Genomic DNA, 24339 nt, shown 5'->3' with positions numbered 1-24339 from the left:
GGTGGCGCCCGGAGGTCAGTGGCGGGCGTACGGCGCCCAGCCGTCCGTGCCCTTGAGGTAGTTCGCGACGGTGTAGGTCCTCGCGTCGGCGGCATCGAGCTGCGGCCGGTCCGCGCTCGGGGCGGCGCCCGGTCCGGAGTTGCGGTATTCGGCGAACCGCGCGTCCTTCCACGAGAACCCGCTCATGTCGGTCCACGGCGAGGACTTCACGGCGGCCGGCAGCTCGGTGTCGCGGATCAGCACCTGGGCCACGGCGGCGGGTTCACCGCCCGGATGCCACGGCCGTCCCAGATGGAAGGACTGGTCCGGCGCGTCGCTCACGACCTTCGACCGGGTGATCAGGAACCCGTACGGGTTGCCCGTCCAGGTCGAAGCGGCCGTGATGTAGCCGTTGTTGGTGTCCGAGCCCCGGCTCAGCGCCCGGATCACGGACCGCTCGATCACCGTGGTCGCCCGGCCGTAGACGAAGTCGACATCGCCCTCGATGTACGAGTCGTGGATGTAGACCCGGCTGATCACGTCCAGCTTGGGGCTGTCGGTCATCAGGGTGTCCTGGTTGCCCAGGAAGGCGGTGTCCTCGAAGACGATCCGGTCACCGGTCGTCTTCATCGCGAGGGCCTGCTCGCCCTTCAGCTCGACCGCGGCCTCGTCGAAGTCGTTGCTGAAGGTGAGGTGGCGGGCGGTGACGTCGTTCGCGGCGATCCGGACTGTCGCGCTGCCCGTCGAACCTCCGTACTCGGCGGGGGTGTCGTAGACGATGACGGTGTCGGACCGGTCGTGTCCAGTCCCCTGGAGCACAATCCTGGGCTTGCTCGCCGGGATGTACACCTTGGCACGGTAGGTACCCGGCGCGACGGCGATCGTCACCGGCACGGCGTTGCCGTCGGGCACGGCGTCCACCGCGGCCTGCACGGTCGGGTAGTCACCGGGGACGTGCAGGGTCACCCCGATCCGCTTCTGCGGTCCGGAGAACCTCGCCACCAGCGAAGGCACGGCGGCGGCCGGGTCCAGCCGGTAGTCGTAGAAGGACCGCGGATCGAATGCCGTACCCCACGCGTCCGTTCGCCCGGTCGTGTTCCTCAGGATCGACCCGCGCTGCACCAACTCGGCGGTGGCGTCGGCCTGGTAGGGATGCTGGACCCCGTCGTAGTAACTGTTCTCGATGACCATCCTGGTCTTGCCGCGCGCCCAGTTCCCGTACGTCCACACCGGGTCGCCGTCGGCGACCTGCGAGGACAGGTAGTTGTTGTACAGGTGGGCGTAGGCGAGGTTGTCCGCCGAGGGGTTGCGCTGCTTCGTGCCGCGGAACCAGTTGTGGTCGATCGTCATCTCGGTGAGGACATTGGTGGTCCAGCCGATCCCGAACGCCTTGTTGTGGTTCGTGAACTGGTTGTAGGAGACGGTGATGTACCGGCTGTCCTTGCGGATGTCGAGCAGCCCGTCGCCCATGTGCTCGAAGCGGTTGTGGTCGATCCAGACATGGTCGACGGTGTCCATCTGGATCGCGTCGAAGTCGGTGGTCTTGCCGTCCCAGTCACCCTCGACGTACGAGTCCCGGATCGTCAGGTTGCGGATGATCACGTTGTGCGTGCCGGGGTTGAGATGGAGCTCGCCGTGGACGATCTCGCCGGTGTCGCCGACGCCGATGATCGTCTTGTTCGAGGCCACGACGATGTCCGAGCCGAAGGGCTCGACGGCTATCGCGCCCGAGACCCGTATGACGTACGGCTCCTCGGCCGCCGCGTAGGTAGCCAGCGCGGCCTGGTCGGTGACGGTGACGACCTTGCCGCCGGCTCCTCCGGTGGTACCGCCGGCGAGGGAGGCGAAGCCGTGGGCCCGGTCGCTCCAGCGGTCGACCGGAGTCTTCTCGGCAGCCTTGGCCTGCCCGATCGCCCCGAGGCTCAGCGCGGCCACGAGGCCGAGGACAGCGGCCAGGACCGTGCCGTATCCCGGTCTCTGCAAGCGCTTGCTATGAAGGTGCTGCGTCATTGCGGCTCCCAACAGGCTTACGGGTCAGATGCGTTACAGGTGGTCGATCCTGAAGTGCGAGAAGGTTGCCGCCCCGGCGTGTCCTCCTCCGACGGGCGCGAGGGCGAACAGTCCGAGCAGCGCCCCGACCCAGCGCCAGGGGGTGGCGGCGAAGACGGGCCCGCTGGGGCGCAGGCCGTCGCCGACGTCAAAGAAGAACCGGCAGCGCGCCCCCGCGCCGATCTCGATCCGCAACCGTGCCCGTCCCGTGGGTGACAGCCGCGGATGGTCGGCGTCCCGCTCCTGCTCGGCGACGCCCTCGGCGAACCGGTGCACGAGATGGACGCTCCCGTCGGCCCCGCGCTGGAGCCCGATCCAGCTGAAGGCATCACCCAGGACGGCGAGTCCGGCGCGTGCCCCCGGCTCCTCGCTGTGCAGGTGCAGTTCCACCTCGACCGCCGAGGGTGTGCCGGGCAGCCGCTGGGTGAGGACGTTCGGCATTTTGCGCAGGTCGTGCGCGTCGGCCGAACGGACGCAGGTGAGCCGTAGTCCGTCGCCCGAGTGGTGGGTGGCCCAGCCGGGCTGCGGGTTCGCGGTCCACTGCCACTGGCGGCCGAAGCGTCCGCCGGGGAAGTCGTCGTCGGTGGCGGGCGCCGCGTCCGGCTGCGGCGGCAGGTCGGGCTTCTCGTGTACGGCGACGGGGGCGCCGTCGTCGCCGAGCACCGGCCAGCCGTCGTCTCCCCAGCGCATCGGCTGGAGGTGGACGACCCGGCCGTATGCGCCCTTCTGCTGGAAGTGCAGGAACCAGTCCTGGCCGGACGGGGTGCGCACCCAGCCGCCCTGGTGGGGCCCGTTGACGTCGGTGTCCCGCTGCTCCAGGACGACCCTCTCCTCGTACGGGCCGAAGAACCCGCGCGAGCGGAAGGCACCCTGCCAGCCGGTCTCGACTCCCCCCGTGGGGGCGAGAATCCAGAACCAGCCGTCGTGCCGGTAGAGCTTGGGGCCCTCGAGGGTGAACCAGCCGGGGATCCGGTCGCCGTCGACGATCACCTTGCCCTCGTCGAGGAGTTCACGGCCGTCGAGGTCCATGCGGTGTCCGGTGAGACGGTTCTTGACGCCGGAGCGGGACTTGGCCCAGGCGTGCACCAGGTAGGCCTCGCCGGTCTCCTCGTCCCACAGGGGGCAGGGGTCGATCAGGCCCTTGCCCGACTTGACGAGGTGCGGGCGGGTCCAAGGGCCCCTGATCTCAGGGGCGTTGATCTGGAAGATGCCCTGGTCCGGGTCGCCCCAGAAGATCCAGAACCGTTCGTCGTGGTGGCGCAGCGAGGGGGCCCAGACCCCGCAGTCGTGCCGGGGTTTTGTGAACTCCCCCGCAGGTTCCAGGCGTGGGAGGGCATGGCCGATCAGCGTCCAGTTGACCAGATCGCGGGAGTGCAGCAGCGGCAGACCGGGAACCCGGCCGAAGCTGGAGGCGGTGAGGTAGAAGTCGTCGCCGACGCGGAGAACGTCCGGGTCGGACCAGTCGGCGTTCAGGATCGGATTCGTGTACGTCACTGGCTGACCGCCTTCCGTACCAGGGCCGCCACTTCGAGCCGGGGCAGACGCCCGTCGGCCACGACGGTGACGATCCGGCGTACGACGGTCTCGCCGGGCGGCACGGCCAGCCGCTCCTCGGACGCCAACGAGGAGCCCACGCCCGGGTATTCGCCGGCGCGCACGAACCACGGGTCGCGGCGGGTCCGGTCGGTGGCCCCGGCGAAGACGAGCGTCCAGGTGGCGCCGGTGAGGGCGACCCAGTCGGCGCGGGTGCCGTGGATCGCGTCCTCGCCCTCCCGGTCCACGGTGAAGACGTCCGGCGCGTCCTCCTCCTTGCGGGCCCGCCAGAAGAACCCGCCGTAGGCCGCGCCCGGGCGGCCGTTGGTCGCGGGGCTGCCGATCGACAGGGGGTCCGAGGTGACGTTGGTGAGGGAGAAGGTGAAGTCCAACGCCCAGGCCGCACCCGTCAGTTCGGTGGCCGCGACGGTACGGCGCTCGCGCAGCAGCTCGGTTCCGGAGGCGACCCAGCGCAGCTCCTCCACGAAGCCGTCCGGGTCGCGGAGCTGGAAGGAGTTGTGGCGCTGGGCGCCGTGGTTGTCGAGCTCGGTCGGGCCCTGGTCGCGGACGTAGGTGCGCCCGCCCCAGAAGTTGTGCCCCTCGACGTCGGGAACGGCGACACCGACGCCGAGGTGGTGGATGTGGTCGGCGGGGCTGAGTTCGGTGACAGCCGTGCCGGCCAGGGTGGTGACGGGGTGCAGGTAGGGGCGCGGGGAGAGCCGGGCGGGCAGCTCGGGCCGGGTGACGTAGCGGCCGACCGGGCGGCCCGCGACACGCAGGACCGGGGAATCGGGGGTCGTCATGTGCTCACCTCGTTCGCGACGTGTGGCCGGGCCCAGTCGGCACCCAGCTCGGAGTACAGGGCGAGGCTGTCGGCGGCGGCCGCGACGAGTCCGTCGATGCCCGGGACGACCCGGCGGTCCTCGTCGGGGAGCAGGTGCCAGGCCGTCGCCGGGAGCGGGGCCGGGTCGGGTGCCAGCCGAATGGCTTCGACGACCTTCATGAAGGCACCGGTCGCGTCCGGGACGACCAGCAGGTCGTCGCCGTCGGTGACGTGGTCGACCAGGTTCTCCAGCAGGTCGGTGCGGCCGTACTCGTACTCCTCGGGGCCGTGGCCGGCCCGCTGGAGCAGCACGCGGTCCTGCTTGTACCAGTAGGTGATCCGGCCGCGGTCGCCGTGCACGACGACGTACGGCTCGTCGGGGTCCTCCGCGCACAGGGTCACGGCGACGGTCACCTGGAGGCCGTTCGCGGTGGTGACGCGGACGCAGGAGGTGTCGTCGGACTCGATGTCGTTCGCGCGCTGCAGCTCGGTCTCGATGCGGGTGACGTCCTCGGCGCGGCTCGCGTCGCCCAGGGCGAGGGCGGTGGCGACGGCGTGCGCGAGCGGGTTGGTCAGTGCTCCGTCGATCACGTCGACGCCGTTCATCCGCCGCTTGCCCGCCCAGGGCGCACGCCGGTAGTACGCCTCGGCACGCGCCCAGGCACCGGCCCCGCCGATCCCGGTCACCGCGCCGATCGCTCCCTCCTCGACCAGCTCTCGGATCGCGGGCACGGCGTGCGAGCCCAGCGACTGGAAGCCGATCTGGCAGGCGACACCGGCCGCGGCGACTCCGTCGGCCATGCGGCGGAACTCGGCGTACGAGGGGGCGGGGGGCTTCTCCAGGAGGATGTGCACTCCTCGGGAGGCCGCCGCGAGCGCCAGGTCCGTGTGGGTCGGGATCGGCGTGCAGATCACCGCGATCCGGGCGCCGGTCGAGTCGAGGAGCGCGCCGAAGTCGGCGGACTGCTCGGGCGTCCCCAGGCCCTCGGGGAGCTCGTCGCCGGTCAGCGGGGTCAGCTCGCAGATCCCCGCCAGTCGTACGATCCCCTTGTCCTGCAGCCGGCGGATGTTCTCCAGGTGCCAGCGGCCGTGGCCGCGCGCGCCCGCCAGGACGATGTCTACGGTGCTCATGGGATCCTCCCTGCGCCCGCGCCGCGGGCCACCTCTCGGTCGGCCGCCTCGGCACTGTCGATCTTTGTGTGCAGGGTAGGCGTCCAGCCGACGTCCGCCGTGAGGTCACGCTCGCTGCCCGAGTTGTAGGCGTTGTGGATGGCGAGCAGATCCACCGGATAGCCGTTGAAGAGGGTGCCGGTCTGGTGCAGCGCGCTGCCGTTCCAGCTCTTGACGAGGTCGGCCGCCTCGATGTGGCCGGGGGTGTGGAAGGCGTTGTTCTCGGCGTGGACGGCGGACTCGGTGGAGATGCCGAGGGAGTAGCGGTAGTCGTCGCCCGGCACGACGTACCGGTTGTTGTAGAGGTGCACCTGTCCGAAGCGGACACGGGGCGCGCGCTGTACGACGGACTCGAACTGGTTGTGGTGCAGGGTGACCCGGAGTCTGCCGCGGTCGCCGGTGGCCGAGTCGCTGTTGCCGATGAGCATCGCCTTGTCGTGGTCGGCGAACCGGCTCCAGGAGACGGTGACCAGGTCCGAGCCGTTGGTGATGTCCAGCAGGCCGTCGTGGCGGAGGTAGTTGCGGGCGAAGTAGGTGGGCTCGTCGGCGTCCAGGTGGCCCTTGTCGCTCAGGGTCACGTGGTCGACCCACACATGCGTGGAGCCGGCCAGCCAGATGTTGTCGTACGCCGTCTTCCAGTCGCCGAGGCCGCCGGTGTTGGGCTGCCAGACGGGGAAGCAGTCGTAGGCGTCGCGGAGGTCGAGGTTGCGGATGATGACGTTGGTGGCGTTCCTGACCTGCAGGCTGCCGCCTTTCAGGACCGCTCCCTTGAGGCCGACGATCGTCGTGTTGGACCCGACGAGCAGCTCGACCCGCTCGGCCTGCTTCTTCGCGGACGCCTGGCGGGCCTCCTCCTGCGGTCCGCTCGGCTTGGCGGCGCCCCAGGTGCGGGGGTCGTAGGCGGCGAGGTACTTCTTCAGCCGGTAGCCGTCGGTGGCGTAGTCGGCGCAGTCCAGGTGGTCGCCGTCGTCGTCGGTGTTGGCGTCGACGGTCCCGGCGATCCTGATGATCTTCGGCGTGGCGCTGCCGCCGTCGAGAGCACGGACCAGTCCGGCCCGGTCGGTGACAGTGTGGACGTGCGCCGCGTCGGCGGCGGAGCCTCCGGTGGTGCCTTCTCCCTCGGAAGCCCAGCCGTCGTTCGCAGGCAGGGTGTCCCGGCTGATGTCGCGGCCGTCGGCGTGGGCGGGGAGGCAGAGGAGACCCACCATGCCTGCGGCGACCGCGATATGACGGAACCTCATGCCCTCACCCCCCTGCCAGAACCACCGACCGACCGCAGCCACACACCCGCGGCCACCCCGGCCCGACCGCGACCAACGGCACACCCCCCGGCCCCGGCGGGCAGGCACCGCCCCACCACGCCCGCGGTGACCGCGATACGACGCACCCTCATGCCCTCACCCCCCTGCCAGAACCACACACCGACCGCAGCCACACACCCGCGGCCACCCCGGCCCCACCACGACCAACGGCACACCCCCCGGCCCCGGCGGGCAGGCACCACCCCACCACGCCCGCGGCAACCGCGATACGACGCACCCTCATGCCCTCACCCCCCTGCCAGAACCACACACCGACCGCAGCCACACACCCGCGGCCACCCCGGCCCGACCGCGACCAACCGCCTCGGACACCCCGACGTCACTCACACCGAGGAGAACCCGGCCGACGGCACGGCCCTCGGCCCGGACGACGACTCCCATCAGGCCCAGCACCACGCCCCCCACCGCGATCCGACGGAGTCTCATCCCTTCACCGCCCCCGCGCTGAAGCCCGTGATCAGCCACTTCTGGATGAAGGCGAACACGATCACCACGGGTACGGCCGCGATGATGCCGCCGGCGGCCAGCGCGCCGAGGTCGACGCTGTCCGCGCTCATCAGGGTGTTGAGGCCGACCGGGATCGTCTGCTTGTCCTGGTTGTTGAGGAACATCAGGGCGAACAGGAAGTGGTTCCAGGAGTGCACGAAGGCGAAGGATCCGACGGCGATCAAGCCGGGGCGAAGGAGCGGCAGGACGACGATCCGGAAGGCCGTCATCCTGTTGCAGCCGTCGACCCAGGCCGCCTCCTCGAGGGAGTACGGCACGTTCTTGATGAAGTTGCTGATCAGGATCATCGACAGCGGCAGCTGGAACACCGTCTCGGCGATGATGACACTGCCCAGCGAGTTGATCATCTTCAGCTCGGCGAAGATCTCGAACAGCGGCACCAGGAGCAGCGCACCCGGCACGAACTGGGAGCACAGCAGGGCCAGCATGAACGCGTTCTTGACCTTGAAGTCGAACCGGGCGAGGGCGTATCCGCCGGCCAGGGCGACGAGTGTCGTCATCACCAGGGTGGCGAGGCCGACGTACACGCTGTTCTCGAAGTACGTACCGAAGGCCCGCTCCGTCCACACCTTCTCGAAGTGGTCGAAGGTGATCGGCCAGGGCACGAGCGAGGTCGAGCCGGCCGGGCGCAGCGCGAAGAGCAGGATCCAGTAGAACGGGATGAGCGTGAAGACGAGGTAGATCGACAGCGGTGTGTAGATCTGCCAGCGCGGGACCTCGTCCCAGGAACGGCGGTGCTTCACCGAGCGCGGCGGTTCGGGTGTCTCGCGCACGGGCGCGGGTGCGACCTCCGTGGCCTCCTTGGTGATCACTTGGAACCGCCTCCGAACTTGCTCAGCCGCAGATAGACCATCGAGCAGAAGAGCAGGATCACGAACGCGACCGTGGTCAGGGCGGACGCGTAGCCGAAGTTGTGGGCGTCGACCGAGGTGTTGGCGATGTAGAGGGGCAAGGTGGTGGTCTCGCCCGCCGGGCCGCCGCCGGTCAACGTGTAGAGCAGGTCGACGTTGTTGAACTCCCACACCGCGCGCAGCAGCGTGGACAGGATGATCGCGTCCTTCAGATGCGGCAGCGTGATGTGCCAGAACTGCTTGAAGCGGCTGGCCCCGTCGACCTCGGCGGCCTCGTACAGGTCCTTCGAGACGGACTGGAGGTCGGCGAGGATCAGGATCGCGAAGAAGGGCACACCGCGCCACAGGTCGGCGACGACCGCCGCCGAGAAGACGGTGGAGGTGTCCGAGAGCCAGCTGGTGCCGTAGGAGCCGATGCCCATGTCGGCGAGGTAACGGGTGATGCCCGTCTGGGAGTTGTAGAGCAGCACCCAGATCGCGGAGGTCAGCACTCCGGAGACGGCCCATGGTGAGAAGACCATCGCGCGCCCCAGGCCCCGGCCCACGAAGGTCTGGTTGACGATCAGAGCGAGCGCCAGGCCGAACAGCAACTGGAGTCCGACCTCGACGAAGACCCACTTGGCGCTGAAGGTCAGCGTGTCCCAGAAGATCGGGTCCTTGGTGAAGATCTGGACGAAGTTGTCGAAGCCCGCGTACCCGTTCCGCCACGGCTTGGTGGGGTTGTAGTTCTGCAGGCTGTAGTAGAAGACGCTGATGACCGGGTAGGCGATGAAGCCCAGCATCAGCAGGGCCGCCGGCGCGATCAGCAGGTACGGCAACCTGCGTGGCGTGGCGGAGACACGGCGCCGCCGGGGTGGCGCCGGCGGTTTCGCCACGGCTGCGGCTTGGGCCATGACTGTTCTCCGTTCTCAGAACGTCGGACGTGCGACGTGCGTTGTCGTGCGGGAAGCGCTTTCTCTCTGCACAGGGTTGTGCCAGGTCGTGCTGTGCGATGGTGCCGCCCGCGCAAACGGGTCGTGGTTCAGCTCGCGTACGGGTCGGCGACCTTGCCCGGGCGGGCGAGGAACTCGAAGTCGCATCCGGTGTCGGCCTGGGTGATCTGTTCGTTGTAGAGCGCGCCGTAGCCACGCTCGTAACGCGCGGGCGGCGGTGTCCACTCCGCCCGTCGGCGCTCCAACTCCACGTCGTCCACGTTGAGTTGGAGGACGCGCGCCTCGACGTCGAGGGTGATGTCGTCCCCCGACCGCACCAGGCCGAGCGGTCCGCCGACGTACGACTCGGGCGCCACGTGCAGCACACACGCGCCGTAACTCGTCCCGCTCATCCGGGCGTCGGAGATCCGGACCATGTCCCGCACGCCCTGCTTGAGCAGATGGTCCGGGATCGGCAGCATGCCGTACTCGGGCATGCCCGGGCCGCCCTTGGGACCGGCGTTGCGCAGCACCAGCACGCTGTCGGCGGTGATGTTCAGCGCCGGGTCGTTGATGGTGCGTTGCATGGTCCTGTAGTCGTCGAAGACGACCGCGGTGCCGGTGTGCTTGAGCAGGTGCTGCTCGGCGGAGATGTGCTTGATGACGGCGCCGTCCGGGCAGAGGTTGCCGCGCAGGACGGCCACCCCGCCCTCGCTCGCGACCGGGTTGTCCCGGGTGCGGATGACGTCGTCGTTGTGGACTTCGGCACCCTCGATCTGCTCCCCGAGCGTGCCGTTCACGGTCGGCCGGTCCAGGTGGAGCAGGTCGGTGATCCGGGAGAGGAAGGCGGGCAGGCCGCCGGCGAAGTAGAAGTCCTCCATGAGGTACGTCTGTCCGCCGGGCCGGACGTTCGCCAGCACCGGCACGGTACGCGCGATGCGGTCGAAGTCGTCCAGGGTGAGCTTGATGCCCGCCCGGCCGGCCATGGCGATCAGATGGATGACCGCGTTGGTGGAGCCACCGAGCCCGAGCACCGTGGTGACGGCGTCCTCGAAGGCCTCGCGGGTGAGGATCTCGGACGGCCTGAGGCCGGTCCAGGCGAGTTCCACGGCGCGCCGCCCGGAGGCCGCGGCCATCCGCTCGTGCGCGGAGTCGACGGCCGGGATCGAGGACGCACCCGGCAGGGTCATGCCAAGGGTTTCCGCCGCCGCGGTCATCGTGGACGCGGTCCCCATGGTCATGCAGTGCCCGGGAGAACGCGCCAACCCGCCCTGCAGCTCCCGTAGTTCACAGTCCGTCAGATTGCCCGCGCGGTGCTCGTCCCAGTACTTCCACATGTCGGTGCCGGACCCGAGGGTCTCGCCCCGCCAGTGCCCCGGCAGCATCGGCCCCGCGGGCACGAAGATCGAGGTGACATCGGCCGAGGCGGCGCCCATGAGCAGCGCCGGTGTCGACTTGTCGCAGCCGCCGAGCAGCACCGCCGCGTCGATCGGATACGACCGCAGCAGCTCCTCCGTCTCCATCGCGAGGAGGTTGCGGTAGAGCATCGGGGTGGGCTTCTGGTACGTCTCCGAGAGCGTGGAGACCGGGAATTCGAGCGGGAAGCCCCCGGCCTGCCACACCCCCCGCTTGACCGCCTCGGCGCGCTCGCGCAGGTGGACGTGGCAGGGGTTGATGTCCGACCAGGTGTTGAGGACGGCGATCACCGGGCGGCCGCGGTACTCCTCGGCCTCGTAACCGAGCTGGCGCATCCGGGCGTTGTGCGACCAGGTCCGCAGCTGGCCCTCGCTGCCGTACCACTGATGGCTTCTGAGCTCTTCGGGACGCTTCCTGTCGGTCATATCGACCACCCGGCGGCTATCGCGGCGACCTCGGCGCGCTCGGCCTCGGGCAGCTCGCGGCTCGGCGGGCGCACCTCACGGCGGCACAGGCCGAGGGAGGCGAGGGCCTCCTTGACGACGGTGACGTTGTTGGCGGAGCCGTTCGCCGCGCGGAGTTCCTCGAAGCGGCGGATCTGCTCCCAGACCTTCATGGCGGCCGGATAGTCACCGGACCGGAGCGCCTCGATCATGTTGAGCGAGACGGCGGGGGCGACGTTCACCAGCCCCGAGGTGAAACCGGTGGCACCCGCCGAGAAGTAGGAGGGCGCGTAGGGCTCGGCGAGCCCGGCGACCCACACGAAGCGTTCGAGTCCCGCGTCCCGTGCGAAGGCGCCGAACCTGGCCGCGTCCGGGACGGCGTACTTCACGCCGATCACGTTCGGGCAGGCGTCGGCGAGCTCGGCCAGGCGGTCGCCGCCGAGCTGGGCGTTGCGGATGTACGGAACGACTCCCAGCTCCGGGACGGCCGAGGCGATCGCGCGGTGGTAGTCGACCCAGCCGCCCTGCGAGACGTAGGGGTGGACGGGCTGGTGGACCATGACCATCCCGGCACCGAGCTCGCGGGCGTGGCGGGCGGAGGCCACGGCGGTCGGGACGTCGTGACCGACGCCGACGAGGATGTGCGCCCGGTCCCCGGCCTCCTCGACGGTCAACTCGGTGACCAGGCGGCGCTCCTCGGGGGTGAGGGCGTAGAACTCGCCGGTGTTCCCGTTGGGGGTAAGGGTGGTGATCCCTCCGTCGAGCAGCCGACGCAGCAGGGCCCGGTGGGTGTCCTGGTCGACGGTGCCGTCCTCGGCGAACGGGGTCACCGGGATCGCCACCACGTCGGCCAGGGCCGTCCGCCGGGTCTCGAACGTCTCGCTGCTCATTCCTGACCTTCCTCGTCCAGCACTCCGGGGAACGCTCGTTCCACGAAGGACGCGATGTGGGCGTGCAGGGCGCGGGCCGCTCCGTCCGCGTCGCCCTCCAGGGCGAGCCGCAGGATCTCCCGGTGCTCACCTGCCTCCCGCTCCCAGGAGGGCGAGGCCGCCCAGGCGACGGCGGAGACGAGGGCGGCCTGGTCGCGGACCTCGTCGAGCATCCGGCCGAGCAGCGGGTTGCCGCAGGGCAGGTAGAGGGAGCGGTGGAACTCCCGGTTGGCGAGGGAACGTTCGGCGGTGTCGGTGGCGTCGTCGGCCCGGGTCAGCGCGTCCCGTGCGGCGTCGAGGGAGGCCCCGCGCCGTACGGCCCGCTTCAGCGCCTCGGGTTCGAGGAGCAGCCGGACGTCGTAGACCTCGCGCGCCATGTCCGCGTCCACCATGCGCACCGTGACGCCCTTGTACTGGTTCATCACGACGAGCCCGGTCCCGGCCAGGGTCTTGAGCGCCTCGCGCACCGGGGTCTTGGACACCCCGAACTGTGCGGCGAGTTCGGTCTCCACCAGGGCCTGACCAGGCGTCAGACGCCCGGTGAGGATGCGGCGTTTGATCTCCTCCAGCACGTACTGCGTGCGGGAGGGGATCGGCGTGGGCACAGAGGTCATGCGCGCCTCTCGGATCTCGCGTATCGGATCTTGCGTATCTGATCTCGCGTATCGCGTCTCATATATGACGTACGAAGTACGACGCGTTGAAGGTAGGGAGGGGCGTGATGTTTCGTCAATGCTTCTGGCAAAGGAAGTTGAAGTTGCGGTGAAGACCAGGGTCAGATGAGCCGGGTGGCGCCCTCGAACGCCGTACTGGTGCGCCCGGCGAAGGCGACGGCCGCGCGCGTGGTGGCGGCCTCCCTGGTGAGCGTGGGTCCGACGTGGGTGACGATCAGTTCGCGCACCCCGGCCTTGCGGGCGATGTCGCCGGCGTCCTCGGGGGTCAGGTGGACCTGTTCGCCTTCGCGATGACGGTCGAGGTCCGCCTCACACAGGAACACGTCCGATTCCGCGGCGAGTTCGACCAGGGCGGCGCAGGGCCCGCTGTCCCCGGAGTACGCGAAGACGCGTCCGGCGCACTCGGCGCGCAGCCCGTACGCCTCGGCGTCGTGCGCGACGGCCCGAGCGGCGATCCGGAGGTTCCAGTGCCGGACGGCGTGGCCGTCGTACAGGGGATGGAAGTCGAGGATGCCCTCGAGGAAGCGCACGTCGGACCGCCCGAAGAACCCGGCGAGCCGATGGGCGCAGCCGGGTGGCGCGTACACCGGGATCGGGGCGGGCGGGGTGAGCCCGCCGTACGCGAAGGCGTAGACGGCGGACAGCAGATCGGCGCTGTGGTCGGCGTGCAGGTGGGAGATCCAGATCGCCGTCAGCCGGGAGGGATCCGTGTGCCGCTGCAACTCCGCGAAGGTGCCGGGCCCGGCGTCCACCCACACCTCGGCGCCCCCGCCGCGCAGCAGATAGCCGGAGCAGGGGCGGCCCGGCGCCGGGTGCGGGGAGGCGGTACCGAGGACGGTGAGGCTGAGGGGCGGCATGGTGGGGAGCGTACGGTCCGGGACTGCCGCCCGCCGCCCGTTTCCGTTCCTCTACGGCAGGGTCGTACCGGTGTCTACGGCAGCCGGGCACGGCGCGTCGGACGCGGGGGCGGTCCTGGCCCGATGGGCGCCCGGGCTCCGGCCAGGTGGACAGGCCCGGTGTCGAGGGCGACGAGGGGGACGCCGACCGGGACGCCCCCGTGACGGCGTACACGAGAGCCGGTCCCTGTTACGGCGTCCAGCCCGGGTTCCGCCCGCTGAGCCCGATCGCCCGGTCCAGCAGCGACGCGTCCTGGGGTACGGGGACGATCGGGCCGAAGATGGCGTCCCGGCTCGGATCCTCCGCGGACGCCTGAAGGAAGTCGTAGCAGGCCTGGAGCGCGGCGGGGTCCGGGTCGTACGCCTGGCCGGTGGCGCGGGCCAGATCCCAGCCGTGGACGACCAGTTCGTCGACGGCGACGGCGGCGGCGATCTCTCCGGGCAGGTCGACGCCGCCCGCGCGGGTCATTCCGGTCCAGGCGGCCGGGTCGCGCCAGGCCTCGGCGAGTTCGTCGAGGACTTTGGGGAGTTCCTCGCGCCAGCCGGGGCCGATGTCCGGAACGGAGTCGGTCGGCGGGGTGTCGGTCGTGGAGCCGATGTCCTTGCGGGCGGCGTCCCGGAAGGCCGCGGAGAGGCCGAGCAGGTGGCCGAGCATGTGGTGCACGGCGTACTTCGGACACGGCGTGCCGTTCCCCAGCTGATCATCGGTGACGCCCTCGGCCAGCAGGGCGATGACGCGTGTCTGTGGTCCGAAGTCCAGGGGCGGGACAGTCATTCGGTACTCCTCGTGTTCACGGTGTCGTAAGGGGTAGACCGCCCTCGCGCCGAGAACTCATCGCTCGCGCAGCCAGGATCTAAGGCACCTCCCCCATCCCGACGCCGGGGCCTTAGACCCACGATGTCCAGGCATGACGAAGACATGGGCGGTGCTCCACGACCGCGACGCCAGGCTCTTTCTCACCGCGGTGACCGTCTCGGGCTTCGGCACCTCGGCCCTGTGGCTGGTGTCCGGCGTCTGGGTCAAGGACCTCACCGGCTCGGACCGCCTGGCCGCGCTGTGCATGCTCGCGATATGGGCACCGACCCTGGCGGGCCCGCTGCTCGGCGCACTGGCCGACCGGGTCCCCCGCAAACCCCTGCTGATCGCCGGCAGTCTCCTTCTGGCGGCGCTGCTCCCGGTTCTCTTCGCCGTCGACGGCCCCGACCGGGTGTGGCTCGTCCTCACGGTCCTTTTCGTGTACGGCGCCGCGGGCGTCGTCCATGACGCGGCGGAGTCGGCCCTGGTCGCCGGCGCCGTCGCCCCGCCCCTGCTCGGCGGCTTCAACGGGCTGCGGATGGCGGTCACGGAGGGCATGAAGCTGGTGGCTCCGCTGGCGGGAGCAGGGCTCTACGCGGTCCAGGGCGGACCGGGCGTGGCGCTCCTGGACGCCATCACGTTCGTACTGGCCGCCCTGCTGTACGCCGGACTGCGGGTCCACCAGAGCCGACCGGCTCCGCTCGCGCCGCCGACGAGCACTGACAGCGGGGACGAGCCGTCCGGGCGAACGGCGACCGCACCAAGGTCACCAAGGCGCGGCCCGCCCGCCACCGACCGCCGCACACTGTTCAAGCGCACGCCAACCGCACCCGAAGCACCCGTCCTCAGCCAGACCACCCCCAGCCGCCCCACCCTGTTCAGACACACGGCAGCCGCCCCCAAAACCCCCGGCCTCAGCCCGCCCGCCACCCACCGCCGCACGCTGTTCAAGCGCACGCCAACCGCACCCGAAGCACCCGACCTCAGCCAGACCACCCCCAGCCGCCCCACCCTGTTCAGACACACGGCAGCCGCCCCCAAAACCCCCGGCCTCAGCCCGCCCGCCACCCACCGCCGCCGGCCGTCCAGGCGCACCCCCTCCGGCGCCGGAGCCCGCCACATATGGGCCCACCCCATACTCCGTCCCCTGATCCTGGCCGGCGGCACCACCATGTTCTTCGCCGGGCTCAACGGCGCGCTGATCTACGCCGTGATCGACGGGCTCGGCCACTCCCCCGCGTACGCCGGCGCGCTGTACGCCGCCCAGGGCGCCGGCTCCGTGGCGGTGGGGCTGGTCTCCGGGCCCGCCCTGCGCCGGCTGGGCGAGCGCCGGTTCGCCGCGTACGGCATCGCCCTGACCGCCGTTGCCGCCGGCCTGCGGGCGATCCCGTCCGACCCGCTGGCCCTGGCGTGCAGCGCGGCCATCGGCGCGGGTCTGCCCTGCGTGCTGATCGCCGCGCTCACCGCCGTACAGCGCGAGACCCCGGACGCACTCCTGGGCCGTGCCGTCGCCACGGCGCACACGCTGGTGTACACCCCGAACGTGCTCGGTCTCGCGGCCGGCGCGGCCCTGGTCGAACTGGTCGACCAGCGGCCGCTGTCCGCCCTCCTGGGCGTGGCCTGGCTGGCCACGGCGGTGCCGTTGTTTCAGAGGCCGGCCAGTGCCCCACGGATCGCGTCCAGGTCGCCGTCCGACGCCAACCCCGCGTGATACAGCCGGATCTCGGTCGCGCCCAGCTCCCGAGCCCGCGCCACGTCCGCCGCAAGCGTGCTCGGGCTGCCGCCCATCTGCGAGACGACGGGGAAGTTGGCTGCGATCACCGCGTCCTCGCGGGCCCGGGCGAACGGCGTGAGCAGGCCCGGTCCGCCCGCGCAGGGCACGACGACACCGTCCGCGACGGACAGGATGTGCTCGGGGTCGACACCCGGGTTGGCACCGACGTGGTACGTCACGGGGTCGGCGTGCAGCAGGATCTGGAAGCCCTCGGGAGCGGCCGCGCGGACCGCCCGGACCGCCGTCTCCTGGAGCGTGCGGGCGGTTTCGTCACGCCACGCGCGTGTGGCCGCCGCCGTACCGGCGCCGAGCAGCTTCTCGACCCCGGCCCAGCCCCCGTCGTCCGGCGCGCCCTGCCACAGCGGCTCCAGGGCGGCCCGTACGGCGGCGGCCAGTGAGTCGGCGTCCAGCCCCTGCTCGCCGTACCCCTCGCGGCACGTCCCGCAGAAGCAGAGCGCCATGAGGTACATCCCGGCGTCGCCGAGCGGCACTCCGCCGGTCTTGTCGTGCGCGTGCAGGTGCTGGAGGCCGTACCAGCCGAGGGACTCCAGTTCGGTGCCGGCCGCGCCCGGGCGCAGCGCCGCCTCCACGGCGAGGTCGGTCAGGTACGCGCGCGTGGCGGGCTGTGCGATGCACGGGGCCCACGGGTAGCGGTCGCCGTAGGCGTTGACGACCGAGGTGTCCGGATGTTCGGCGCCCAGGCGGGAGTTGTGCGCGAGGACGACCCAGGTGTGCACGTCGAGGCCCGCCTCGGAGAGCTGCACGGCGGCCTCGCCGAAGGCGTCGCCGGGGGCCCAGTCGCCGGCCGCGTACGGACGCAGGTCACGCCCTTCCCAGCGTGCGTCCGTCGGGTACAGCACGGACGCGTGCTCGGCGGTGACGATGCGGTGGCGCGGGTGGCGGGGGGTCAGGGCGCGCGTGGAGTGGTAGGCGGCGGCGAGGGTCGCCTGCTGTACGCCGAGCCCGGCGATACGGGTCGCGGCCTCCGGGTCCCCGTTGACGTCCCAGGGGTAGACAAACGTCGACGCCTTCACTGTGCCTCCTCCAGAAGCGCGTATCCGCGCTCGATGATCTCCGCGAGCTGCTTCACATGATCCTCGCCCGGCTCGTGCAGCGGCGGGCGGACCTCCCCCACGTCGAGGCCCCGCATCCGGACCCCGGCCTTCACCAGGGAGACCGCGTATCCGCGGCCACGCGCGCGTAGTTCGACGAAGGGGCGGTAGAAGCCGTCGAGGAGGCGTTCGGCGGTGGCCCGGTCGCCGTCGATGAGCGCGCGGTGGAAGGCGAGGGCGATCTCGGGGGCGAAGCAGAAGACGGCCGAGGAGTACAGGGGGACGCCGATGGCCCGGTAGGCGAGCTGGGTCTGCTCGGCGGTCGGCAGTCCGTTGAAGTAGAGGAAGTCGCCGGGTACCTCGGTGCGCACCGCGCTGACGATCCGCTGCATCAGGTCGAGGTCGCCGAGGCCGTCCTTGAGGCCGATGATCCCCTCGGTACGGGCCAGTTCGACGACGGTCTCCGGGGTGAAGACGGCGTTGTCGCGCTGGTAGACGATCACCGGGAGCGCGGTCGCGGCGGCCACCTCCCGGTAGTGCCGCAGCAGTCCCTCCTGCCCGGCGACGACGAGGTAGGGCGGCATGGCGAGCAGCCCGTCGGCCCCGGCCGCTTCGGCGAGCCGCGCGTACCGTACGGCGAGCGCGGTGCCGTATCCGGCGCCCGCCACCACCGGCACCCGCCCCGCCGTCTCCTCGACGGCCGTGCGGACGCACGCCTCGAACTCCTCGGGCGTGAGTGCGTGGAACTCCCCGGTGCCACAGCAGGCGAACACGGCCGCGGCCCCCGCCGCCACACCCTGGCGCACATGCGCGCGGTAGGTGTCGAGATCGACGGAGCCGTCGGCGCCGTACGCCGTGACGGGGAAGAACAGCGGCCCGCTGGGGATGCCGAGTCGATGGACGAGGTCGGCAGACGTCACAGGCTCTCCCTAGAACGAGTGGACGAGAAGAAACGGGCGTACGGGATTCTGATCGAAGTTTATATTTATGAACAGGGGTCGCGCCACCCTTGACGGAGTAGGCCGATGATCCTTAACTTGTCCACGAATGTGAATACCGTGCACTCATACGGCCGTCGCCCCAAGGAGACCCGAGGATGCCCGCTCCCCGTACCGTTCTGCTCACCGGTGCCGCCGGCGGGCTCGGCACCCTGATGCGGGAACTGCTCCCGGACTACGGCTACGACCTGCGCCTGCTCGATCTGCGGCCCATCGAGGGCGAGCCGGACGCGGTCGTCGCCGACCTCGCCGACAAGGACGCGGTGCGCGAAGCCGTACGGGGCGTCGACGCGATCATCCACCTCGCGGGCATCTCCCTGGAAGCCCCTTTCGAGAAGATCCTCAAGGCGAACATCGAGGGCACCTACAACCTGTACGAGGCCGCTCACGCGCAGGGCGTCGGACGGATCGTCTTCGCCTCCTCCAACCACGCCGTCGGCTTCACCCCCCGCCCCCGGGGCGCCGACCCGCTCATCCCGATCGACACCCCGCGCCGCCCTGACACCTTCTACGGCCTGTCCAAGTCCTTCGGTGAGGACCTCGCGCAGTTCTACTGGGACAAGCACGGCCTGGAGACCGTCTCCGTGCGCATCGGCTCCTGCTTCCCCGAGCCGACCAGCGTGCGCATGCTCTCGGTGTGGATGAGCCCGGCCGACGGCGCCCGCCTCTTCCACGCGGCCCTGACCGCCGAGCAGGTCGGCCACAGCGTGGTCTACGGCTCCTCCGCCAACACCCGCCTGTGGTGGGACCTCACCACCGCGCGGGCGCTCGGCTACGACCCGCAGGACGACTCCGAGCCGTACGCGGAGAAACTGATCGCCGAGCAGGGCGAGCTCCAGGACGGCAACGAGGGGCACGCCTACCTGGGCGGCCAGTTCGTGACGGACCCGCCGATCTGGCCGTACTGACACCCCCTAGACGGACGGGCGGGCGGGCACCGAACGGGCCCGCCCGCAGCCGTGTTCGGGCACCTGCGGTGCCCGATCTCACGTCTTTTCGGACGCCCTCGCAGGTCCGAGGCGGTCACTCCGCTCAGCAAACGGGCACACACGGGCAGCATCGGACCCGCAACAGGCCTGGTCAGTCCCCCTTACCCGCTGTAGAACTTCCCCCAAGGGCCACACCGGGCCCGAACGGGCAGAGCAGCGCGTGCGAGAGGCGGGTGTCGGCCATGGACGCGAGAACCGCGGAGGAACGCCAGCGCGAGATCGTACGGGCCGCACGCGCCACCGGCTCGGTCGACGTCAACGCGCTCGCCGCCGCACTGGGCGTGGCCAAGGAGACCGTACGACGGGATCTGCGCGCCCTGGAGGACCACGGACTGGTGCGCCGTACGCACGGCGGGGCCTATCCCGTGGAGAGCGCCGGGTTCGAGACCACGCTCGCGTTCCGGGCCACCAGCCATGTGCCCGAGAAGCGCCGGGTCGCGGCCGCCGCGGCCGAGCTGCTCGGGGACGCCGAGACGGTCTTCGTCGACGAGGGCTTCACCCCGCAGCTCATCGCCGAGGCGCTGCCCAGGGACCGGGCACTGACCGTGGTCACCGCCTCCCTGCCGGTCGCGGGAGCCCTCGCCGAGGCCGAGAACACCTCCGTCCTGCTGCTCGGCGGCCGGGTCCGCCCCGGCACCCTGGCGACCGTCGACCACTGGACGACCAAGATGCTGGCCGGCTTCGTCCTCGACCTGGCCTTCATCGGCGCCAACGGCATCTCCCGCGAGCACGGCCTCACCACCCCCGACCCCGCGGTCAGCGAGGTCAAGGCACAGGCGATCCGGGCCGCGCGCCGCACGGTGTTCGCCGGCGTGCACACCAAGTTCGGCGCGGTCAGCTTCTGCCGCTTCGCGGAGATCGGCGCACTGGAGGCGATCGTGACGAGCACGCTGCTGCCCTCGTCCGAGGCCCATCGGTACTCACTGCTGGGACCACAGGTCATCCGGGTCTGAAGGTCGAAGCCTGAAGGCCGAAGTCTGAAGGCCGAAGTCTGAAAGTCCGACTGACGTGATCAGCGGGCCTACTGCGCCACGAAATGCCCCATATATCCCTCTATGTCCAGGAGCGATCCATGCGAACCCAGAGCCGACGACGGCCGCCGCGAGCCACGCTCGCCATGGCCGCCGCAGGGACGCTGCTCGCCCCGCTGCTCTCCGGCTGCTGGGTCGGAGCCGGCGGGGCGGGGTCGGGCGGCGACGCCATCAACGTCCTGATGGTCAACAACCCCCAGATGACCGAGCTGCAGAAGCTGACCCGGGCCCACTTCAGCAAGGAGACCGGGATCAAGGTCAACTTCACCGTCCTGCCCGAGAACGACGTCCGCGACAAGATCAGCCAGGACTTCGCCAACCAGGCCGGCCAGTACGACGTGGCGACCCTGTCCAACTACGAGATCCCGATCTACGCCCGCAACGGCTGGCTGCACGAGATGAACTCGTACGTCGCCAGGGACCCGTCGTACGACGAGAGGGACGTCCTCGCGCCGATGCGCCAGTCACTGACCGGCGACGACGGCAAGCTCTACGGCCAGCCCTTCTACGGCGAGTCGTCGTTCCTGATGTACCGCAAGGACGTCTTCGAGCAGAAGGGGCTGACGATGCCGGCCCGTCCCACCTGGACGCAGGTGGCCGACCTGGCCGCGAAGGTGGACGGCGCCGAGTCCGGCATGAAGGGCATCTGTCTGCGCGGCCTGCCCGGCTGGGGCGAGGTGATGGCCCCGCTCACCACGGTCGTGAACACCTTCGGCGGCACCTGGTTCGACAAGGGCTGGAAGGCCCGCCTCGACTCCCCCGAGTTCGAGAAGGCGGTGAAGTTCTATGTCGACCTGGTCCGCGACCACGGCGAGTCCGGCGCCGCCCAGTCCGGCTTCGCCGAGTGCCTCAACAACATGACCCAGGGCAAGGTCGCCATGTGGTACGACGCCACCTCCGCGGCGGGTTCCCTGGAGGCGAAGGGCTCCCCGGTCAAGGGCAAGGTGGGGTACGCCCCCGCCCCCGTCGAGGAGACGAAGTCCTCCGGCTGGCTCTACACCTGGGCCTGGGGCATCCAGGACGCCTCACGCAACCCCGACAAGGCCTGGAAGTTCGTCTCCTGGGCCTCCAGCAAGCAGTACGAACAGCTGGTCGGCGACGAGATCGGCTGGTCCAACGTGCCGGCCGGCAAACGCGCGTCGACGTACACCAACCCCGCCTACGTCAAAGAGGCCGCCGCCTTCCAGGAGATGACCAAGGAGGCCATCGAGCAGGCCCGGCCGAACGACCCGGGGGTGCAGCCGCGCCCCGCGCCCGGCATCCAGTTCGTCGGCATCCCCGAGTTCACCGATCTCGGCACCAGGGTCTCCCAGGAGATCAGCGCGGCCATCGCCGGACGCCAGTCCGTCGAGTCGGCCCTGAAGAAGTCCCAGCAGCTCGCCGAGAAGATCTCCGAGGAGTACGAGGGACGATGACCGCGACAACCATGGCCCCACCGGCCACCGAGACCGTACGCACCGCGGACCCGTCCAAGGCCCGCCTCCGCGCCTGGGCCACCCGCGCCCCGCTGCTCCCCGCCCTGATCTTCATGATCGTGGTCACCCAACTGCCGTTCGTGGCCACGGTGGTGATCTCGTTCTTCGACTGGAACTCCCTCTATCCCAAGGCCCGTCACTTCACCGGCGTCGACAACTACAAGGACGTCCTCACCGACGCGGACCTGCGCCACTCCGTGTGGACGACGGTCCTGCTGACGGTGACGGTGGTCCTGGTCAGCCTCGTCCTAGGACTGCTCCTGGCCCTGCTCCTGGACCGTCGCTTCAAAGGCCGGGGTGTGGTCCGCACCCTGCTGATCGCGCCGTTCCTGGTGGTGCCGGTCGCAGCCGCACTCCTCTGGAAGCACGTGCTCTACAACCCCGAATACGGCCTGCTCAATGGGTTGTTGCACTATGTGGGCGGCCCACAGCCGGACTGGATCTCCAACACCCCGCTGCTCGCCGTCGAGGCCTCCCTGGTCTGGCAGTGGACGCCGTTCATGATGCTCATCCTGCTGGCCGGCCTCCAGAGCCGCGACCAGCAGCAGATGGAGGCCGCGCGGGTGGACGGCGCGAGCGACTGGCAGATCTTCCGCTATCTGACCCTGCCGCATCTGCGCAGGTATCTGGAGCTGGGCGCCCTGCTGGGCTCGATCTACATCGTCCAGAACTTCGACGCGGTCTTCACGATCACCTCCGGCGGCCTCGGGACCGCCAACCTCCCCTACACCGTCTACCAGAGCTTCTACCAGGCCCACGAGAACGGCCTCGCCTCGGCCGCCGGCGTCCTGGTCGTCATCGGCTCGATCGTCATCGCGACCTTCGCCCTGCGCGTGGTGTCGTCCCTGTTCCGTGAGGAGGTAGGCCGGGCATGAGCAGCACAATCGCCGTGAAACGCAAGGGGCTTGGGCTGGGTCTGGTGGCCTGGCTGCTGGGGATCGTGTTCTTCCTGCCGATCGCGTGGATGGCCCTGACGTCCTTCCACTCCGAGACGGACGCGGCCACCAACCCGCCCTCCTTCGGCGCCGCCCTCACCCTGGACGGCTACCGCGAGTTCTTCGGCACCGGCGGTGGCGCGAGCCCCTGGCCGGCGCTGATCAACTCGACGGTCGCCTCGCTGGCCTCGACGCTCTTCGTCCTGCTCCTGGCCCTCCCGGCGGCGTACGCGCTGTCGATCCGCCCGGTGAAGAAGTGGACGGACGTCCTGTTCTTCTTCCTGTCTACGAAGATGCTCCCGGTGGTGGCGGGCCTGCTCCCGATCTACCTGTTCGCGAAGAACACCGACATGCTCGACAACATCTGGCTGCTGGTCATCCTCTACACGTCGATGAACCTGCCGATCGCCGTCTGGATGATGCAGTCCTTCCTCGCCGAGGTCCCGGTGGCCGTGATCGAGGCCGCCCGCGTGGACGGCGCCCGCCTTCCGACGATCCTCGCGCGCGTGGTGGCCCCGATCGCCCTGCCCGGCATCGCGGCGACAGCCCTGATCTGCTTCATCTTCAGCTGGAACGAACTGCTGTTCGCGAGGGTGCTCACCGGCGTGGTGGCCGAGACCGCCCCCGTCTTCCTGACCGGCTTCATCACCAGCCAGGGCCTGTTCCTGGCCAAGGTGTGCGCCGCATCGCTCGTCATCTCCCTGCCGGTACTCGCCGCGGGGTTCGCCGCCCAGGACAAACTGGTCCAGGGCCTGTCGCTGGGAGCCGTGAAATGAAGGCCGCCGTCATCGAGTCCGTGGGCCGTGCCGTCGTCGCCGAGGTCCCGGACCCGACGCCGGGCCCGCGCGAGGTCGTCGTCGAGGTCGCCGCGTGCGGCCTGTGCGGCACCGACCTGCACATCCTCCAGGGCGAGTTCGCCCCCAAGCTGCCGATCGTGCCGGGCCACGAGTTCGCCGGCCAGGTGGTCGGCGTCGGCACCCAGGTCACCGAGCTCGCGGTCGGCGACCGGGTGGCGGTGGACCCGTCCCTGTACTGCTACGAGTGCCGGTACTGCCGTACGGGCCACAACAACCTCTGCGAACGCTGGGCCGCGATCGGCGTCACGACGGCGGGTGGCGCGGCGCAGTACGCGGTCGCGCCGGTGGCCAATTGCGTACGGCTGCCCGAACACGTCCGCACCCAGGACGCGGCGCTGGTGGAGCCGTTGTCCTGTGCGGTCCGGGGTTACGACGTCCTGCAGTCCCGCCTGGGCGCCCATGTCCTGATCTACGGCTCGGGGACCATGGGCCTGATGATGCTGGAGCTGGCCAAGCGGACCGGCGCGGCGAGCGTGGACATGGTGGACGTGAACCCGACCCGCCTGGAGACGGCCCGCCGGCTCGGCGTCTCGGCGTCCGCCGCGAACCCGGACGAGCTGGACCGTCCGCAGGGCTGGGACCTCGTGGTCGACGCGACGGGCAACGCGGCGGCGATCCAGGACGGCCTGGAGCGGGTGGCCAAGGCGGGCACCTTCCTCCAGTTCGGGGTGGCCGACTACGCGACACGGGTGACGATCGACCCGTACCGCATCTACAACCAGGAGATCACCATCACCGGCTCCATGGCCGTCCTGCACAGCTTCGAACGGGCGGCGGAACTCTTCGCGACCGGTGTCCTGGACCCGGAGATCTTCATCAGCGACCGGCTGCCTCTGGACCGGTATCCGGAGGCGCTGGAGCAGTTCGCGGCGGGGGTGGGCCGGAAGATCGTGGTGGTGCCGTAACCCCGCTCGGCCATTTGGCCCTCG

21 protein-coding genes are annotated in these 24339 nt (G+C 70.4%); 7 read left to right on the top strand and 14 right to left on the bottom strand.

Annotated elements, in window-relative coordinates:
- Positions 1-15 precede the first annotated feature (15 nt).
- From M2157_RS36565 to M2157_RS36510, 12 genes are all read right to left on the bottom strand, one after another.
- Positions 16-1989 (bottom strand): pectinesterase family protein, encoded by a 1974-nt coding sequence (locus tag M2157_RS36565; protein WP_280856795.1) that lies wholly within the window; start codon positions 1987-1989, stop codon positions 16-18.
- A gap of 33 nt (positions 1990-2022) precedes the next feature.
- Positions 2023-3522, bottom strand: a complete 1500-nt coding sequence (locus tag M2157_RS36560) for a glycoside hydrolase 43 family protein (protein WP_280867347.1) — start codon at positions 3520-3522, stop codon at positions 2023-2025.
- Positions 3519-4364, bottom strand: a complete 846-nt coding sequence (locus M2157_RS36555; RefSeq protein WP_280867346.1) for a PmoA family protein — start codon at positions 4362-4364, stop codon at positions 3519-3521. The genes M2157_RS36560 and M2157_RS36555 overlap by 4 nt, the downstream gene beginning before the upstream one ends.
- On the bottom strand, positions 4361-5515 hold the full coding sequence (locus M2157_RS36550) for a Gfo/Idh/MocA family oxidoreductase (protein ID WP_280856797.1): 1155 nt from the start codon (positions 5513-5515) through the stop codon (positions 4361-4363). Before M2157_RS36550 ends, M2157_RS36555 begins: the two co-directional genes overlap by 4 nt.
- Positions 5512-6795, bottom strand: coding sequence for a pectate lyase (locus M2157_RS36545; protein WP_280856798.1), 1284 nt, complete (start codon positions 6793-6795; stop codon positions 5512-5514). Before M2157_RS36545 ends, M2157_RS36550 begins: the two co-directional genes overlap by 4 nt.
- A gap of 503 nt (positions 6796-7298) precedes the next feature.
- On the bottom strand, positions 7299-8195 hold the full coding sequence (locus tag M2157_RS36540; protein WP_280856799.1) for a carbohydrate ABC transporter permease: 897 nt from the start codon (positions 8193-8195) through the stop codon (positions 7299-7301).
- Positions 8192-9127, bottom strand: a complete 936-nt coding sequence (locus M2157_RS36535; protein WP_280856800.1) for a sugar ABC transporter permease — start codon at positions 9125-9127, stop codon at positions 8192-8194. Before M2157_RS36535 ends, M2157_RS36540 begins: the two co-directional genes overlap by 4 nt.
- Positions 9128-9255: 128 nt before the next feature.
- Entirely contained in the window at positions 9256-10986 is a 1731-nt protein-coding gene (gene araD, locus M2157_RS36530; protein WP_280867345.1) for an L-arabinonate dehydratase, read from the bottom strand.
- A complete protein-coding gene (locus M2157_RS36525; protein WP_280867344.1) occupies positions 10983-11894 on the bottom strand; it encodes a dihydrodipicolinate synthase family protein in 912 nt (303 codons plus the stop codon). Before M2157_RS36525 ends, araD begins: the two co-directional genes overlap by 4 nt.
- Positions 11891-12547: a GntR family transcriptional regulator gene (locus M2157_RS36520; RefSeq protein WP_062038543.1), complete on the bottom strand. Its 657-nt coding sequence runs from the start codon at positions 12545-12547 to the stop codon at positions 11891-11893. The genes M2157_RS36525 and M2157_RS36520 overlap by 4 nt, the downstream gene beginning before the upstream one ends.
- 161 nt (positions 12548-12708) lie before the next feature.
- The gene (locus M2157_RS36515) at positions 12709-13464 is read right to left on the bottom strand and encodes an MBL fold metallo-hydrolase (RefSeq protein WP_280856803.1); all 756 of its coding nucleotides are present in this window, start codon (positions 13462-13464) and stop codon (positions 12709-12711) included.
- Between the two features lie 229 nt (positions 13465-13693).
- On the bottom strand, positions 13694-14278 hold the full coding sequence (locus M2157_RS36510; RefSeq protein WP_280867343.1) for a TIGR03086 family metal-binding protein: 585 nt from the start codon (positions 14276-14278) through the stop codon (positions 13694-13696).
- Positions 14279-14411: 133 nt separating this feature from the next.
- On the opposite strand from M2157_RS36510, the gene M2157_RS36505 reads away from it, so the two are divergent.
- Complete coding sequence (locus tag M2157_RS36505; protein ID WP_280856805.1) at positions 14412-16010, top strand: MFS transporter; 1599 nt, start codon at positions 14412-14414, stop codon at positions 16008-16010.
- Here M2157_RS36505 and M2157_RS36500 read toward each other — a convergent pair.
- Together M2157_RS36500 and M2157_RS36495 are read right to left on the bottom strand one after the other, a co-directional pair.
- Entirely contained in the window at positions 15947-17107 is a 1161-nt protein-coding gene (locus tag M2157_RS36500; RefSeq protein WP_280856806.1) for a hypothetical protein, read from the bottom strand. The two genes, M2157_RS36505 and M2157_RS36500, sit on opposite strands and share 64 nt — an antisense overlap.
- On the bottom strand, positions 17104-18045 hold the full coding sequence (locus M2157_RS36495; protein ID WP_280856807.1) for a 5-dehydro-4-deoxyglucarate dehydratase: 942 nt from the start codon (positions 18043-18045) through the stop codon (positions 17104-17106). The genes M2157_RS36500 and M2157_RS36495 overlap by 4 nt, the downstream gene beginning before the upstream one ends.
- 176 nt (positions 18046-18221) lie before the next feature.
- Here M2157_RS36495 and M2157_RS36490 point away from each other — a divergent pair, with 176 nt between their 5' ends.
- The 6 genes from M2157_RS36490 (at position 18222) to M2157_RS36465 (ending at position 24315) form a co-directional block, all read left to right on the top strand.
- A complete protein-coding gene (locus tag M2157_RS36490; RefSeq protein WP_280856808.1) occupies positions 18222-19031 on the top strand; it encodes an NAD(P)-dependent oxidoreductase in 810 nt (269 codons plus the stop codon).
- Between the two features lie 263 nt (positions 19032-19294).
- Complete coding sequence (locus M2157_RS36485; protein ID WP_280867342.1) at positions 19295-20065, top strand: DeoR/GlpR family DNA-binding transcription regulator; 771 nt, start codon at positions 19295-19297, stop codon at positions 20063-20065.
- A 119-nt stretch (positions 20066-20184) separates the two neighbouring features.
- On the top strand, positions 20185-21558 hold the full coding sequence (locus M2157_RS36480; protein WP_280867341.1) for a sugar ABC transporter substrate-binding protein: 1374 nt from the start codon (positions 20185-20187) through the stop codon (positions 21556-21558).
- Positions 21555-22493: a sugar ABC transporter permease gene (locus M2157_RS36475; RefSeq protein ID WP_280856811.1), complete on the top strand. Its 939-nt coding sequence runs from the start codon at positions 21555-21557 to the stop codon at positions 22491-22493. The genes M2157_RS36480 and M2157_RS36475 overlap by 4 nt, the downstream gene beginning before the upstream one ends.
- Positions 22490-23329, top strand: coding sequence for a carbohydrate ABC transporter permease (locus M2157_RS36470; protein WP_020121437.1), 840 nt, complete (start codon positions 22490-22492; stop codon positions 23327-23329). Before M2157_RS36475 ends, M2157_RS36470 begins: the two co-directional genes overlap by 4 nt.
- Positions 23326-24315: a zinc-dependent alcohol dehydrogenase family protein gene (locus M2157_RS36465; protein ID WP_266525151.1), complete on the top strand. Its 990-nt coding sequence runs from the start codon at positions 23326-23328 to the stop codon at positions 24313-24315. Before M2157_RS36470 ends, M2157_RS36465 begins: the two co-directional genes overlap by 4 nt.
- Positions 24316-24339 lie beyond the last annotated feature (24 nt).

This window comes from Streptomyces sp. SAI-127 (assembly GCF_029894425.1).
Taxonomy (GTDB): Bacteria; Actinomycetota; Actinomycetes; order Streptomycetales; family Streptomycetaceae; genus Streptomyces.
This window is presented reverse-complemented; position numbering and strand designations above follow the sequence as displayed.